This window comes from Rhodococcus sp. P3_B8, assembly GCF_056402775.1.
The window spans coordinates 215,913-230,880 of record NZ_JBFUGT010000001.1 but is presented as its reverse complement, the minus strand read 5'-3'; the positions used below and the strand labels follow the sequence as shown (position 1 = coordinate 230,880).

Below are 14,968 nucleotides of genomic sequence, written 5' to 3'. Positions count from 1 at the left end.
TCTCCTCTCGAAGGGCACCTGCAATCGTCGCAGGCGACTCTCGGCGGTGGCTACCACCGAGACCGGGAACGACTGATTCGCGGTTCGTCTCCTCGTGCAGGATGCGAAGCTGAGTTCGTGAGTAGCGCTCTCCATCCTGCGGTGGAACCGTACGAAGCCGGGTTCCTCGACGTTTCCGACGGCCATTTCCTGTATTGGGAGACCACCGGAAATCCCACGGGGACGCCGGTGCTGTATCTGCACGGAGGGCCGGGATCTGGATGCACTCCCGGCGCACGACGCTTCTTCGACCCGAATGCTTTTCGCGCGGTGCTGTTCGACCAACGCGGATGCGGGCGCAGCCGCCCGCTTGCCGCCGGCCCCGACACCGACCTATCGACCAACACGACAGCACATTTGATGGAGGACATCGAACGCCTGCGTAAGCATCTGGGGATCAGGCGTTGGGTCGTGGCCGGGGTGTCCTGGGGTGTGACCCTGGGTTTGGTCTACGCCCAGCGCCATCCCGAGCGTGTCCTCGCGATGGCGCTCGGAGCGATCACGTCCGGATCCCGAACCGAGATCGACTGGATCACCCGCGACATGGGTCGGATCTTCCCCAGGGAGTGGGAGGAGTTCATCGCTCCCGTGCCGGCCGGCGAACGGGACGGGGATCTGGTGGCCGCGTATGCGCGCCTCCTCGCCGACCCGGACGCGGCGGTGCGCGAGGAGGCGGCGACGAGGTGGTGTGCGTGGGAGGACACCCACGTGTCGTTGATGCCGGGATGGAGACCGAGCCCCCGATACGAGGACGCAACGTTCCGGATGATTTTCGCCAGGTTGGTGACGCATTACTGGAGTCACGAGTGCTTCCTCGTTCCGAACCAGATACTGGAGGGAATGAGCCGTCTGGCAGGTATCCCGGCAGTTCTGGTCCACGGCCGCTTCGATGTTTCGGGACCGTTGGACACGGCCTGGAAGCTCTCGCGGGCCTGGCCGGAGAGTCGACTCGTCGTGGTTGACGATGCCGGCCACGGGGGAGGCGGATTCAGCTCCGCGCTGGTGGCCGCCTTGGACTCCTTCAGCGGGCCATGATCGCGGCGCTTCGAGAGCTTCGGCCGACGTCACGTACTCGTGAGGATGACGAGTCGCTGGGTCGCCCGGGTCATGGCGACGTAGCGGTCGACGGCCCCTTCGATCCCCGTGCCGAAGGTGTCCGGGTCGACGAGGACGACCAGGTCGAATTCGAGCCCCTTCGACAGCTCCGGGGTCAGCGAACGGACACGGGGCGTGGCCCGGAACGTCGGATCGCCGATGACGCAGGCGATCCCGTCGGAGTTCGATTCGAGCCAGGTATCGAGCATCGAGCCCAGATCGGAAACAGATCCGTGTGCGACGGGGATGTCGTTGCTGCGGATGGAGGTCGGCACGTTGGCGTCCGGGAGCACGGCGCGGATGACCGGTTCGGCTTCGGCCATGACCTCTTTCGGTGTCCGGTAATTGACGGTCAGAGAGGCCAGTTCGATCCGGTCGAGCCCGACCCTCTCGAGCCGTTCCTGCCACGACTCCGCGAACCCGTGCCTGGCCTGGGCGCGGTCGCCGACGATGGTGAAGCTCCGGGACGGGCAGCGCAGCAACAACATCTGCCACTCGGCGTCCGTCAGTTCCTGCGCTTCGTCCACGACGACGTGTGCGAACGTGCGGTCGAGCAGGTCGGGGTCGGTGCCGGACAGCGCGGCTTCGTCGACCAGCATCTCCTGCAGGTCCTTCTGCCGCAGTTGTGTCATCAAACTTTCACCGTCGTCGTAGGCATCGGACGCGATCAGGTCGTCGATGACCTTGGACCTCTGCTCGCGTTCGGCGGCGACGGCGGCCTGGTGGCGACGCCGGCGTCGTGATTCCTCCGGGTCGCCGAGCCGCTGCCGTGCTGCGTCGAGGAGCGGCAGGTCGGACACCGTCCAGCGCTGGGCGTCCGGGCGTTGCAGCTTCCGAACGTCGTCGGGGCTGAGCCAGGGCGCGCACTTGCGCAGGTAGGCGGGCACCGACCACAGGTCGGCGACGAGGTCGGCCGCCTCGATCAGGGTCCACGCGTTGTCGAGGGTCGTGCGTAGTTCGTCGTTCTGCTGCAACGACTTCCGGAGCTGGGCGGCCGGAACGTCACCGTCGTACTTGCCGATCAGGATCGTGAGCAGCAGCTCCCAGATCTGCTCGCGCGCCTCGTTGTGCGGAGTACCGGGTTCCGGCGCTTCGAACGCCTCGGCCCAGTCGTCGGCGCTCAGCCAGATGTCGGACCACTCGGTCGCGACCGTCATACCGTCGGTCGGCGGCTCCTCGTAGAACGCGACCGCCGCGTCGATGGCCTTCACCAGATCCGCGGACGACTTCAGGCGGGCCACATCCCGGTCGGTCTCGACCGTCGCGGTGGCACCCTCGGCGACGAGCTCCCGCAGGGTGCAGAGCTGCACGCCCTCCTCTCCGAGGCTGGGCAGGACATCGGCGACGTAGGCCAGGTAGGGCTCGTGCGGACCGACGAACAGCACGCCGTGACGGAGTCGGGGGTCGGAGTAGAGGAGATACGCGGCGCGGTGCAACGCGACGACGGTCTTGCCCGTACCCGGCCCGCCGTCGACGACGAGGGCGCCACGGGATCCCGCGCGGATGATGGCGTCCTGGTCGGCCTGGATGGTGCCGAGCACGTCCCGCATCCGGGCCGACCGGTTGCTGCCCAGGCTGGCGATGAACGCGGACTGGTCGTCGAGCGCGGCGTTGCCTGCGAACCCGTCCGGGGTGAACACCTCGTCCCAGTAGTCGCTGACCCGGCCGCGGGTCCAGCGGTACCTGCGGCGGCGTTCCAGACCCATCGGATTGCCGTGGGTCGCACCGAAGAACGGCTCGGCCACGGGGGAGCGCCAGTCGACGAGCAGCTGATTGCCCGCACGGTCCATGAGGCCGAGTCGTCCCACGTACACGGGCTCGGGGTTGTCTGCACTGACGAAGTGCCCGAGGCACAGGTCCAAACCGTAGCGGCGCAAGGCACGCAGCTCGGCGTTCAGCCGGTGGACCATCATGTCCCGCTCCATCGCCTCCTGGCCCAATCGGCGGGGTGCCTTGCGCTCGGTGTCGATGCGGTGGTCGAGGTCGGCGATCGACTGCTCGAGGCTTTCCGCGATGGCCGCGAAGTGCAGCTCGTCGTCGGCGATAAGCGCCGGGTCGGCCTTGGGTGCGAGGTGGTCGGGAAGGTCGAACGCGCTGGTAGTCAGATTTTTCATGTCATCAGCTCCGATCTGAGGTGCGGGCGATCGTGTCGAGCAGCAACGTCGCGGCGACCGCCGCACCGTCGGTGCGGATCGTGCCCGCCACGGCGGCCGCGCGTGCTCCGGTCTCGGGGGTCAGGGCCGCCGTGAGCGCGGCCGACAGTGACTCGACGGCCGGAACCGGACCGTCGTGCGCCGCGCCGATGCCCAAGTCGGCCACCCGGCCGGCCCAGTACGGCTGATCCACCGCCTGCGGCACCACCACCTGAGGCGCGCCGGCCCGGGTGGCCGTCGTCGTAGTCCCGGCGCCGCCGTGATGCACGACAGCGGCCACGCGCCGGAACAGTGCCTGCTGGTTGACCTCGCCGACGGCGAAGCAGTCGTCCACGTCGTCGATCAGGGCCAGGTCGGCCCAACCGCGCCCGACGAGTACGCGGCGGCCCTGCGCGCGGACCGCCTCGATGGCCACCTCGGCGGCGTCCGTCGCCGCGTGCAAGGGCATGCTGCCGAAGCCCACGAACACCGGTGGTGTGCCTGCGTCCAGGAACGCCACCACGTCGGGCGGGAGTGGGCGGTCGTCGGGCAGGATCCACGCACCGGTCTGTACGACGTCGAGGTCCGGCGTCTCCTGCCACGGATCCAGGGTCGGGTCCGTCGCCAGCCACGGCCGGTCGCCGATGACGTAGTCGCGAACGTTGCCCACCGGGGGCAGGCCGATCGACGCCCGGTTGGTGTCGAGCGCCTCCCCGAACAGTGCATCGATGCTCTGAGCGTCCAGATCCCACAGCGCCCGGTTGTCCGTCACGTCCGGCGGGAACGCCCGGCCCGGATACGCGAGCGGCGGGCGATGCGGCGACGGCAGGGTCAGCTGCTGGAACGTCACGGACACGGGGCGGATGCCCAGCTTCTCGGCCACCGACAGTGCACCGGCAGCGGCCGGCATGACGCCGGTCGCCACCAACGCGTCACATCCCTCGGCCGCCGCGGTGACCGCGTCGAACTGGCCGGCGATCAACTCGGTCGCGCGCCGGGGCAGGTCCGCCGCCGACGGCGCCGCAGTCGTCAGCGCGCGCGCCGACCGGCCGACGGGCACCATCGACACACCGACCCCGGCCAGCCGCTGTGCGAAGTCCTCGTCCGGCGGCGCGCACACCCGCACCTCCGCGCCGAGTGCCTGCAACTGCACCACGAGTCCCACCAACGGTTCGACGTCCCCACGCGACCCATACGTCGACAACAACACACGCACTCGCGACTCCTATTTCTGCAGGTTCTGGCTTCGGCCGGTAATTCTGCGGCACGACCCGGGCCTTGCCGCAAGCCCCGGGGTGCGCTATAAATTGAAAGTGGAAAGGGGTTGGTACTCCTCTCCACTTCCTCGTCCGATTCGGGCAATCCCCAGGCATCGTCGGCGCGTCGTGGATCGAATGCGTTCGCCCACAATCGAGCTCACCGATCACGGTAACGCCGTCCGATCACAGCGGTGGGCGGGATAGACTGCTCGGAATACGTCGCTGGTACGCCCTGGCCTGCCGTCTGCCCTCGCGGGCGCCCCGTGTCGACACTCAGGAGGTCGCACATGACTCCGCACTCGTGCGACGACCTGAACGTCGCCACCCGGCGTGGGGAGCGCCGGTGGTGACGGCTCACCCGATCCCGTCACGGGTGATGCCGCACCGGCCTCGACGCCTCCTGCAAGAGGCATAGGCATTGCACGTACCTCTCCCGACCTCCGCCATCCCGAGAGTGGCCGCCGCGGTGGTGGTCGGAGTCGCGGCGGGCTTCATCGGCGGCCTGGTGATCACAGCCGCGTTGGGGGCTCTCGTCGGCATCGCCGCCGCTGCCGCCGTGTTCGTCGTATCCGGTTGGGCGGTGTTGTGGCCGATGGATGCGGCGGCGACTCGCCGCAACGTGGGACGCGAGGATTTTCGTCCGATAGTCGACGAATTGGTCGTGGTGACAGCGGCTTCGGGAGGTCTCGGAGGAATCGTCGCACTGCAGGTGGCCGGCGGATCCTCGGCGGGAACCGCGCACGCCGCCGTGGCTCTGATCGGGGTATTCCTGGCGTGGGCTTCCCTGCATCTGATGTACGCGGCCCGATACGCCTTTCTGTACTACGAGGGATCTGGTCCCGAAAAGTCAACGGGTGGTATAGATTTCAATTCCACCGCCCCGCCCGCGTTTCGCGACTTCTTCTACTTCAGTTACAACCTCGGGATGACCTACCAGGTATCCGATACCGACGTCTCGAGCCCGGAGATTCGGGCGGTCGCGCTCCGGCACTGCCTGTTGTCCTACGTTTTCGGTGCAGTCATCCTCGCGACGACGATCAACCTGGTTGCCGGGATCCTCACCAGGTGAAGACTGGGGTTCTCGTACTGATTTCGGCGCCTGCGAGAACCGAGCATCTTGCCTGGTCCCCGGTGTTAATGTTGATCTACTCGGCCACACCGAAAGGTGCACCTCGATGAGAAGATTCACTCGAAGAGTCGGTGGAACCATCGTGGCGCTGACGCTTACCGCCGCGGCATTCATCGTGTCACCACCACCGGTGTACGGATTCGCCGAGGATATTTGCTACACCGAGGACGGTGCCCCACCGCACAACTGCGCTCCGCTGCCACCCGAATGTCTACTCGACGATCCCAACTCGCCGATCTGCGGCGCCGAGGCGTTCCTCCGCTATGGCTTCACGTTGCGCCGCCCACTCGGCGGACGGAGTCTCGTGCATTCGGACTCGACGTACATCATCGCCCGCACCGTCGGCTTCTCCGAGCGGGACGCCTACTGGATCGCGGCGTACGACGAAGCGACCGACCTCGGCACATTCGCCCCACGCGACATCTTCGGCCGGCTCGTCCCGGACGCCGACGCATTGACCACCAAGGACATCAGCGGCCTGGTGCGCACCCACTTCGCCACCGGCGGGTTCCTCTTCCACTTCCTGCCCACGCTGCGCGGACCGGTGGATCCCCTGCCCAACGGCCTGCAACCGGATGTCGACGATCCTCGGCACGAGATCATGCTCACGCACCTGCGGAATTGGGCCCTGGCCGGGCCGGGAAGTGGCGCACCGTTGTGCACGGGAGGTTTCACGAACCCCTCGGAAAACGGCGACTACGCCACCGGCGCAACGTGTTACGGCGATGCCGATCCCGTGCAGATCAACGGCACGTACAGCCTGGAGACGCCCGCCGCCATCCCGTTCACCAACATGACGGGGCAGCAGGTCATCTCCGACACGGTCCTGTCGTCACAATTCGACTCCTGGATCGGCGAGAATTCCTGGAATGCGAGGACCGGCATCTACATTCACGCACTCGGTGACCGCATCTCGCACCATGTCTGCACCGACGCCGGCACGATCACGCCGCCGGGTCCGGCAGGGCCGGACTTCCGGATCGATCTGAACCAGCCCACCTGCGACCAGGGTCCGCACGCCGTCCGCCACGAATACGAGACGGGCGTGGACTTCGCCGGGCTGCACCCGGAAGACCGGACCACCGAGGCGGCCCTGTCGATGGTGTACGACGAACTCGTCAACTTCGCACGGGTGCGCGGAACCCTGGATGAGCGCGCCACGACGCCGACGACCAAGAATGCACTCCTCACCGACGGCCTCGTGCCGGCGCTCGAGATCCGGGAGCCGGTCGAGCGGCTGAACGCCGTCACCGACGTCGGCTGCCGAGTCGGCGTCCCGGCGTTCCCCGGAAACCCGGCGTGCCGGGATTGATCGCGCCCGTCAGGCGTCAGCTGCCGAATGGGGATGCGCTGTTGGAGTACCGCGCGAAGTCACCCTGCGCCCCGCTGTAGACGTTGAGGTCGACGTCGCCGTTGACGCCGGCGATACGACCGGTGCTGGTGTACTGCCAGAACGTCCAGTTGCTCCAGCCGCCGGGGAGGGGGCCGGGCGTGTTCTGACCGTTGTAGTCGGCGATCCACAGCGGGTATCCGGCGAACTCGTTGGTGTTCGCCATCGCCGTCCGCCAGAAGTTCGGGTACGTGTAGATGATCGGCTGACGTCCGGTGAGCGATTGGACCGTGTTGAGGTAGCGGTGCGTCCAGTCGATCAGGGCGGCGGGCGGCAGCCCACCGGAATGCTCGATGTCGAGGACCGGAGGCATGTCACCCGGACCGTTGATGCCCAGCACCACCGTCGAGTAGAACGCGGCCTGCGCCTCCGGCGACTGGGTGGGGTCGGCGTAGTGGTACGCGCCCCGGGAGACGCCGGCCACCCGCATGGCGAGGCAGTCCTGGACGAAGAACGGATTGACGTAATTGAGACTCTCGGTGGCCTTGACCATCGCGAAGTCGTGGCCGGCGTTGCGGACGGCGAACCAGTCGATCGGTGACCCGCCCGGGTGTTGCCACGAGGCCACGTCCGGACCTCTGACAGGTTCGGCGGCAGCGTGCCCCGGCACTGCGGCCGCGAGCGCACCGGCGAGCAGTAGTGGTGCGATCTTGGAGAACCTTCGGACCTTCACCCCGATAGCCATGCGCCCGAGGGTAACGTCTTCCCGCTGCCCGCACGTGGCAACGGACGTCACTTCGTCACGTACGCCGCCTGCCGGAGCGTCTCGCCGCGCGCAGCCCGTCCCGGGGCGGACGACGCGTTGATCGCGAGCACCGACAGCAACTCGTACGCGACGTGCGCTGCCGCGATGCCGGTGATCTCGGCGTGGTCGTATGCGGGCGCGACCTCCACGATGTCGGCGCCGACCACATTCAGGCCGACGAGTCCGCGCAGCGTGTTCAGCAACTCGCGGGACGTCATGCCGCCGGCCTCGGGTGTTCCGGTGCCCGGCGCGTGCGCGGGATCGAGGACGTCGATGTCCACGGACACATAGACCGGTCCGCCGTCGAGCCGTCGACGCATCCGTTCGACGATGCTGGCGACGCCGTCCACCTCGTAGTCGTCGGAGCGGATGACCTGGAATCCGAGGACGGCGTCGTCCTCGAGGTCCTTCTTGCTGTAGAGCGGGCCGCGGATGCCGATGTGCTGCGAACGCTCGAGGTCGATGAGCCCCTCCTCGCTGGCCCGCCGGAACGGGGTGCCGTGCGTGTAGGGGGCGCCGAAGTAGGTGTCCCACGTGTCGAGGTGCGCGTCGAAGTGCAGCACGGCGATGGGACCGTGGTCGCGGGCGAGGGAACGCAGGATCGGCAGGGCGATGGTGTGGTCGCCGCCGAGCGTCAGCACGGTCGAGCCGTCCTTGCGCAGGTCGGTGACGGCGCCGTCGACGGTGGCCAGGGCCTCCTGGATGTCGAACGGGTTGACGCCGATGTCGCCGAAGTCGGCGACCTGCTGCGCCGCGAAGGGGTGCACGTCGAGTGCGGGGTTGTACGGACGCAGCAGCTTCGATGCGGCGCGGATGTGGCCGGGACCGAAGCGTGCGCCGGGACGGTAGCTCACGCCGGAGTCGAACGGGACGCCCATCACGGTGACGTCGGCGCGGGACACCTCGTCGAGCCGGGGGAGGCGAGCGAATGTGCTGGGTTCGGCGTAGCGCGGCGTGCGGGTGGCGTCGACGGGGCCCTTTATGTCATCTGTACTCATCGGAATCCTTCGGTGTGTGCCGGAGACGTGGCGTCGTCGTATCGTTTCCTTGGAACGCATTCTTGTCAACACCTGTTTCCTATACGAGACACAACGAAGGATCGATGCATGGCGAACGAGCTCGCAACCGAAGGTGCGTCGGGCGTCGACGCGCCCCGGATCGGCCCCCGGCTCAAGGCCGCCCGGCAGGCCCAGCGCCTCACCCTCGACGACCTGGCCGCGAGCTGCGGCATCACCAAGGGCTACCTGTCGAAGATCGAACGGGACCACGCGAGCGCCTCCGTCGCCACGCTGGTGCGGATCTGCGCCGCCCTGAACATTCCCGTCGGGTCGCTGTTCGAGAGCTCCGCCGCAGGTGAGGTGGTACGCGCCGACAACTACCCGCCGATCAGTTTCGGCGGGGAGCGGATGGCCGAGTTCCTGCTGACACCGTTCGGCGAGCGCCGCATCCAGTCGCTCCTGAGCCGGATCGAGCCCGGCGGCGGGAGCGGCTCGGAAACGTACGAACTGCCGGTCGACGTCGCCTTCGTCTACGTCGTCTCCGGCCGGATCTGCATTTCCTTCAACGGTCCGGGGGCCGGGGAGGACGTGTCGCTCGCGACCGGGGACGCGTTCACCTTCTCGCCCCAGTTGCCACACAGCTTCCGCGCGCTCGGCGACGACACGGCGACCGTCCTGTGGATTCTGGCCCCCGCACTACCGGACGACGTCCGGCCCACCTCCCGCTAGGAAACCGTCAAGCGGTTTAGGAAACATGTGTTGACAGTCACGGCTCGCCCGTTCATTGTTGTCCACATCACTCCACCGCTCAGGAGCTCAACGTTGGACATCACCAAGATTTCTCCGCGCCCGCCGGGACTGGCCGGCGCACTCCGCGCCCGCAAATCGGTCGACGCGATCGTGGCGCGCAACGACCAGGAACCCGGTCACGGCCTCAAGCGGTCGATGGGCCTGGTGCACCTCACCGCACTGAGCATCGGTGCGTCGCTGGGAACGGGCATCTTCGTCATCCTCGGCGAGGCGACACCCAAGGCCGGCCCCGCCGTCGTCCTCGCCTTCGTGCTCGCGGCGTTCACCGCCCTCTTCTCCGCCCTCTCCTACGCGGAACTCGCAGGCAGCATCCCCGTCTCCGGTAGCTCCTACTCGTACACCTACGCGACGATGGGCGAACTCTTCGCGTGGATCTGCGGCTGGTGCCTGATGCTTGAATACGGCGTCTCGGTCGCGGCCGTCGCCGTCGGCTGGGGCGAGTACATCAACGAACTACTCCACGGCATGTTCGGCATCGCACTACCCGCCGCGATCAGCGAATCACCGGGCGCGGGCGGCATCGTGAACGTACCCGCCATCGTCATCGTGCTCGTCGCGGTGGCACTGCTGACCCGGGGAGCGTCCGAGAGCGCCCTGGTGAACACGGTCATGGTCGCCCTCAAGATCCTCGTGCTCGTGTTCTTCTGCGCGGTCGCGTTCACCGCGTTCCGCGCCGGAAACTTCGCACCGTTCATCCCCCTCGGCGCGGCCGGCGTGACGGCCGCGGCGTCCCAGGTGTTCTTCGCCTACATCGGCTTCGACGCCGCGTCGACCGCAGGCGACGAGGCGAAGAACGCGAAACGCGACCTTCCCCGCGCGATCATCCTCTCGCTCCTGATCGTCACGATCCTCTACTGCCTGGTCGCGATCGCCGCCGTCGGCGCGATGCCCTGGCAGGACATCGCGGGTGAGGGCGCCGCACTCGCGACCATCCTCAATGCCGCGACCACCAGCACCTGGCCCGCCATCCTCCTGTCCGCGGGCGCGGTGATCGCCATCGCCAGCGTCGTCCTCGCCGTGATGTACGGGCAGACCCGGATCCTGTACGCGATGTCGCTCGACGGTCTCGTTCCGCGGGTCTTCTCCCGCGTCAACCCGCGCACCCGGGTGCCCGTCGTCAACATCGTGGTCGTCGGCGGTGTCGTCTCCGCGCTCGCCGGCTTCGTGCCGCTGGGCGAACTGGCCGACGCGACGAGCATCGGCTCGCTGTTCGCGTTCATGCTCGTCAACATCGCCGTGATCATCCTGCGCCGGCGCCATCCCGACCTGCACCGCAGCTTCCGGACCCCGCTGTTCCCGCTGATGCCGGTTCTCGGCGTCGTGTTCTGCGCGCTGCTGCTGTTCGGCTTGGGCGTCTCGACGTGGGTGGCGTTCGCGCTGTGGATGGCAGTCGGGCTCGCGATCTACTTCGCGTACGGCGTCCGCAAGTCCGAACTCCGCAACAGCCCGGAAAGGGTGCCGGCACCATGAGGGCAGCGCTGTTCCAAGGTCCCGAACTGTCCTTCGACGTCGCGGCGAACCTCGCCGCCATCGCGTCGGCCGCGCAGACGGCGGCGGCAGCCGGGGCGTCCGTCCTGGTCTGCCCGGAGATGGCGGCCACCGGCTACAACATCGGATCCCTGATCGCGGAGCGGGCCGAACCCGCCGACGGACCGATCGCGGCGCGGATCGCGGAGATCGCACGCGAGTCCGGGATCGCCGTCGTCTACGGATACCCCGAGGCGGATGGGGGCGTCGTCTACAACAGCGTGCAGGTGTTCGACCCGTCCGGGACGTCGCTCGCCAACTACCGCAAGACCCACCTGTTCGGTGAGCTCGACCGGTCGCACTTCGCCGCCGGCGACGAACTGGTGGTCCAGTTCGACCACGCCGGAATCCGGTGCGGACTCCTGATCTGCTACGACGTCGAGTTTCCGGAAGCCGTTCGCGCACATGCCGACCGGGGAACCCAGTGGCTCGTCGTCCCCACCGGCCTGATGAGCCCGTACGAATTCATCGCGGAGAGCGTCGTCCCCACCCGGGCCTACGAGAGTCAGCTGTTCGTCACGTACGTCAACCGGTGCGGCACCGAAGCCGACCTCGACTACTGCGGATCCAGCTGCGCGATCGCGCCCGACGGCACCGAACTCGCCCGCACCGGCCGCCACGAAGAGCTGGCCATCGTCGACCTCGAACTCGACGTCCTCCGCCGATCCCGCCGTGAGAACACCCATCTCGACGATCGACGCGTCGACCTCTACCCCTTCATGCAGGAGAAGACTTCATGACGATCCCCGTCACTCCGGACAGCACCGCCGCGGACACCGATCCCCGGCCGCTCACCATGTTCGGCCCCGACTTCCCGTTCGCCTACGACGACTACGTCACGCACCGCTCGGGTCTCGGCGCGGTGCCCACCGATCGCCACGGCACCGAGGTGGCAGTCATCGGCGGCGGACTGTCGGGGATGGTCACCGCGTACGAGCTGATGACACTCGGCCTGAAACCGATTGTCTACGAGGCCGATCAGATCGGTGGCCGGATGCGGTCGCATCCGTTCGACGGGCACCCGGACGTGGTGGCCGAGATGGGTGCGATGCGGTTCCCACCGTCGTCGACCACCCTGTTCCACTACCTCGACGCCATGGGACTGCGGACCGAGGCGTTCCCGAACCCGCTCGCCGACAGCACCCCCAGCACGGTCATCGACCTCAAGGGCGAAAGCTACTACGCGCAGCACCTCGACGACCTGCCACCCGTGTTCCGGGAGGTCTCGGATGCGTGGCAGCGCACGCTCGAGGACCACGCCGAGCTGATTCCGCTCCAGCAGGCGATCCGCGACCGTGACACCGCCGAACTCAAGCGCATCTGGAACGACCTGGTGGTCCGGCTGGACGATCAGACGTTCTACGGCTTCCTCGCCTCGTCGAAGCACTTCGCGTCGTTCCGGCATCGGGAAGTGTTCGGGCAGGTCGGTTTCGGAACGGGTGGGTGGGACACCGACTTCCCCAACTCGATCCTCGAGATCCTGCGCGTCGTGATCACCGCCGCCGACGACCACCACCGCGGCATCGTCGGCGGGTCGCAGCAACTGCCCCTGCGCCTGTGGACCGACACCCCGGCGGGGATGGCGCACTGGCCGGACGGCACGTCGGTGCGCGCGCTGAACGGCGGAAGCACCCGTCCCCGCGTCACCGAGGTCCGAAGGACCGCACCGCACCAGGTGACGGTCACCGACTCGTCCGGGGAAATCCGCACGTACCCCGCCGCGGTCTTCACGGCGCAGAGCTGGATGCTGCTCAACAACATTCACTGCGACGACGACCTGTTCCCGATCGACCACTGGACCGCCATCGAACGCACCCACTACATGGGGTCGACGAAGGTGTTCGCCCTCGTGGATCGCCCGTTCTGGAAGGACAAGGATCCGGTCACCGGCCGCGACCTCGTCAGCATGACCCTGACAGACCGGATGAGCCGCGGCACCTACCTCCTCGACCACGGTGACGACAAGCCCGGCCTGATCTGCCTGTCCTACACGTGGTCCGACGATTCGCTCAAGCTGCTTCCGCTCGACGCGACGGAGCGGATGAACCTCATGATCAAGTCGCTCGAGGAGATCTACCCGGGAGTCGACTTCCGCAGTCACATCATCTCGACCCCGGTCACGCTGTCCTGGGAGACCGAACGCGACTTCATGGGTGCGTTCAAGGCGAACCTCCCCGGCCACTACCGGTACCAGGAACGGCTGTTCAGCCATTTCGTCCAGGACGAACTCCACCCGCGACACCGCGGCATCTTCCTGGCCGGCGACGACATCTCGTGGACCGCGGGCTGGGCGGAGGGCGCCGTGCAGACCGCACTCAACGCCGTCTGGGGCGTGATGCACCATCTGGGCGGCGCCGCCCCGGCCGACAACCCCGGCCCCGGCGATCGGTACGCCGAACTCGGTCCGATCCGCTTGTGCGACTAGCGCCTGTGAGTACTTATTAACGTCCCGCGGTTAATAAGTACTCACGGGGGCGTCAGCCCAACCAGTCCAGGACCGCGGCGGCCGTCCACGACTGCTGCATGCTGCCGAGGGGCTGACCGGTGAACGGTTCGTAGTATTCGGCGAAGCTGCCGTCGCTCGCCTGCCGCAGCCCCTCGGACCGCAGCAGGTGGGCGCGCTCTGCCCACCCGCGCCGGGCGAACGCCCACGAGAACAGCCACGTCATCACCGGCCACACCGGACCGCGCCAGTACTCGCGCGGCCGGAAGTCGCCCGACACCGGCGACGTCGACGGCGGCACGGCGTACCGGAGGTCGGGGTGGCCGCAGAATTTCGGTCCCTCGAACGTGCGGAGCAGGGCGCGTTCGGCGTCCCGGCTCAGGCCGCCGCACAGCAGGGGCGAGAACATGGCGAGGGTTTCGGTGGAAATCCACCGGCCGCTGCGCAGATCGAAATCGCGTGCCGCCCCGGACCGTTGGTCGGTGGTGGTGAGGACGCCCTGCCGGAACCGGGCCGCCCACCCGTGCAGTTCCCGGACGTCGGAGTTCGGCATCGAGTGTTCCTCGCCGATGGTCGCGAGCACCTCGCACGCCATCGAGAACACGGCACTGACGAACACGTCCTCCACCGCGAAGCTCATGGCGGTGGCCAGTTCCGCGTCGTCGTAGCGGACGGTCTTCATTTCCTCGAGCAGCCACAGGTAGCGGTCGTATTCGCCGTTGGACGGCCGCTGTCCGGTGTCGGCGACGTGGGACAGATCCTCGCGCAGATACGTGGGCATCACCCCGGCCACGACGTTGGCGTACGAGTGGTCCCAGCGCGGCGAGTTGTCCATGCCGGACTCCCAGCCGTGGTACAGCGCGATCCGGCCGTTGCCGTCGAGGTCGCGGGCGTTGGCCAGCCAGCGGTGCCAGCGCACGAGGTCGGGCCAGCGCCGGTCGAGGAACTCCTCGGCGACGGCGCGGGTGCTGCGACCGTGCCTGCGCGAGTGGTCGAGGATGCGCTGCACCGCGATGGCGTGCACGGGCGGCTGGGTGATCCCCGACGTCTGCGTGCCGCTCGGCGCGTGCGCCGCGAGGGTCCCGCACTCCCACCTCCCGGGGCCGGGGAAGTACCCGTCGACGCCGTTCGCGAAAACGATGTGCGGGATCATCCCGTTCTTCCACTGCGCCGACAGCAGGGTGTCGAGTTCGACGACGGCCCGCTCCACGCTCAGGGGCGCCAAGCCGACCGCGACGAACGCCGCGTCCCAACTCCACATGTGCGGGTACAGGCGCGGCGCGGCACTCGTCATCGTGCCGAGGTCGTTGCCGCGAAGCAGGTACGCGGCACGAGCCGCGAGCTGTGTGGGGGTGAATCCGCGGTCCGCCATTGCACCATTCTGCTGCGGGTCGGCCCACA

12 protein-coding genes are annotated in these 14,968 nt (G+C 67.9%); 7 read left to right on the top strand and 5 right to left on the bottom strand.

What is annotated here, in order from left to right; translation table 11 throughout:
• The first annotated feature begins 117 nt into the window (after positions 1-117).
• Positions 118-1,074, top strand: coding sequence for a prolyl aminopeptidase (pip, locus tag AC1D1G_RS01100; protein ID WP_280779253.1), 957 nt, complete (start codon positions 118-120; stop codon positions 1,072-1,074).
• Positions 1,075-1,103: 29 nt separating this feature from the next.
• Here the strand turns inward: pip and helR are convergent, their stop codons facing one another.
• Both helR and AC1D1G_RS01090 read right to left on the bottom strand, forming a co-directional pair.
• A complete protein-coding gene (helR, locus tag AC1D1G_RS01095; RefSeq protein WP_477950602.1) occupies positions 1,104-3,248 on the bottom strand; it encodes an RNA polymerase recycling motor ATPase HelR in 2,145 nt (714 codons plus the stop codon).
• Between the two features lie 4 nt (positions 3,249-3,252).
• Complete coding sequence (locus AC1D1G_RS01090) at positions 3,253-4,482, bottom strand: glycosyltransferase (RefSeq protein ID WP_477950600.1); 1,230 nt, start codon at positions 4,480-4,482, stop codon at positions 3,253-3,255.
• Between the two features lie 461 nt (positions 4,483-4,943).
• Between AC1D1G_RS01090 and AC1D1G_RS01085 the strand changes: the two genes are divergently transcribed.
• Together AC1D1G_RS01085 and AC1D1G_RS01080 are read left to right on the top strand one after the other, a co-directional pair.
• On the top strand, positions 4,944-5,594 hold the full coding sequence (locus AC1D1G_RS01085; RefSeq protein ID WP_105418040.1) for a DUF1345 domain-containing protein: 651 nt from the start codon (positions 4,944-4,946) through the stop codon (positions 5,592-5,594).
• A gap of 106 nt (positions 5,595-5,700) precedes the next feature.
• The gene (locus AC1D1G_RS01080) at positions 5,701-6,966 is read left to right on the top strand and encodes a hypothetical protein (protein WP_477950598.1); all 1,266 of its coding nucleotides are present in this window, start codon (positions 5,701-5,703) and stop codon (positions 6,964-6,966) included.
• 16 nt (positions 6,967-6,982) lie between these two features.
• Here the strand turns inward: AC1D1G_RS01080 and AC1D1G_RS01075 are convergent, their stop codons facing one another.
• Together AC1D1G_RS01075 and speB are read right to left on the bottom strand one after the other, a co-directional pair.
• The gene (locus AC1D1G_RS01075) at positions 6,983-7,729 is read right to left on the bottom strand and encodes a glycoside hydrolase family 25 protein (RefSeq protein ID WP_105418037.1); all 747 of its coding nucleotides are present in this window, start codon (positions 7,727-7,729) and stop codon (positions 6,983-6,985) included.
• Between the two features lie 47 nt (positions 7,730-7,776).
• Positions 7,777-8,787 (bottom strand): agmatinase, encoded by a 1,011-nt coding sequence (gene speB, locus AC1D1G_RS01070; protein ID WP_095868612.1) that lies wholly within the window; start codon positions 8,785-8,787, stop codon positions 7,777-7,779.
• A 108-nt stretch (positions 8,788-8,895) separates the two neighbouring features.
• On the opposite strand from speB, the gene AC1D1G_RS01065 reads away from it, so the two are divergent.
• From AC1D1G_RS01065 to AC1D1G_RS01050, 4 genes are all read left to right on the top strand, one after another.
• Complete coding sequence (locus tag AC1D1G_RS01065; protein ID WP_005249249.1) at positions 8,896-9,516, top strand: helix-turn-helix domain-containing protein; 621 nt, start codon at positions 8,896-8,898, stop codon at positions 9,514-9,516.
• Positions 9,517-9,609: 93 nt separating this feature from the next.
• A complete protein-coding gene (locus AC1D1G_RS01060; protein ID WP_280779245.1) occupies positions 9,610-11,067 on the top strand; it encodes an amino acid permease in 1,458 nt (485 codons plus the stop codon).
• A complete protein-coding gene (locus tag AC1D1G_RS01055) occupies positions 11,064-11,864 on the top strand; it encodes a carbon-nitrogen hydrolase family protein (protein WP_477950595.1) in 801 nt (266 codons plus the stop codon). Before AC1D1G_RS01060 ends, AC1D1G_RS01055 begins: the two co-directional genes overlap by 4 nt.
• Complete coding sequence (locus tag AC1D1G_RS01050) at positions 11,861-13,549, top strand: flavin monoamine oxidase family protein (RefSeq protein WP_477950593.1); 1,689 nt, start codon at positions 11,861-11,863, stop codon at positions 13,547-13,549. Before AC1D1G_RS01055 ends, AC1D1G_RS01050 begins: the two co-directional genes overlap by 4 nt.
• 52 nt (positions 13,550-13,601) lie before the next feature.
• Here the strand turns inward: AC1D1G_RS01050 and ggh are convergent, their stop codons facing one another.
• Positions 13,602-14,939 (bottom strand): glucosylglycerate hydrolase, encoded by a 1,338-nt coding sequence (gene ggh / locus AC1D1G_RS01045; protein ID WP_005249245.1) that lies wholly within the window; start codon positions 14,937-14,939, stop codon positions 13,602-13,604.
• Positions 14,940-14,968 lie beyond the last annotated feature (29 nt).

What these genes read in the sequence shown, in the direction of transcription:
- AC1D1G_RS01065 (WP_005249249.1), top strand. Translation starts at nt 8,896, where the DNA reads ATGGCGAACGAGCTCGCAACCGAAGGTGCGTCGGGCGTCGACGCGCCC.
- speB (WP_095868612.1), bottom strand. Translation starts at nt 8,787, where the DNA reads ATGAGTACAGATGACATAAAGGGCCCCGTCGACGCCACCCGCACGCCG.
- ggh (WP_005249245.1), bottom strand. Translation starts at nt 14,939, where the DNA reads ATGGCGGACCGCGGATTCACCCCCACACAGCTCGCGGCTCGTGCCGCG.
- AC1D1G_RS01075 (WP_105418037.1), bottom strand. Translation starts at nt 7,729, where the DNA reads ATGGCTATCGGGGTGAAGGTCCGAAGGTTCTCCAAGATCGCACCACTA.
- AC1D1G_RS01050 (WP_477950593.1), top strand. Translation starts at nt 11,861, where the DNA reads ATGACGATCCCCGTCACTCCGGACAGCACCGCCGCGGACACCGATCCC.
- helR (WP_477950602.1), bottom strand. Translation starts at nt 3,248, where the DNA reads ATGAAAAATCTGACTACCAGCGCGTTCGACCTTCCCGACCACCTCGCA.
- AC1D1G_RS01055 (WP_477950595.1), top strand. Translation starts at nt 11,064, where the DNA reads ATGAGGGCAGCGCTGTTCCAAGGTCCCGAACTGTCCTTCGACGTCGCG.
- AC1D1G_RS01080 (WP_477950598.1), top strand. Translation starts at nt 5,701, where the DNA reads ATGAGAAGATTCACTCGAAGAGTCGGTGGAACCATCGTGGCGCTGACG.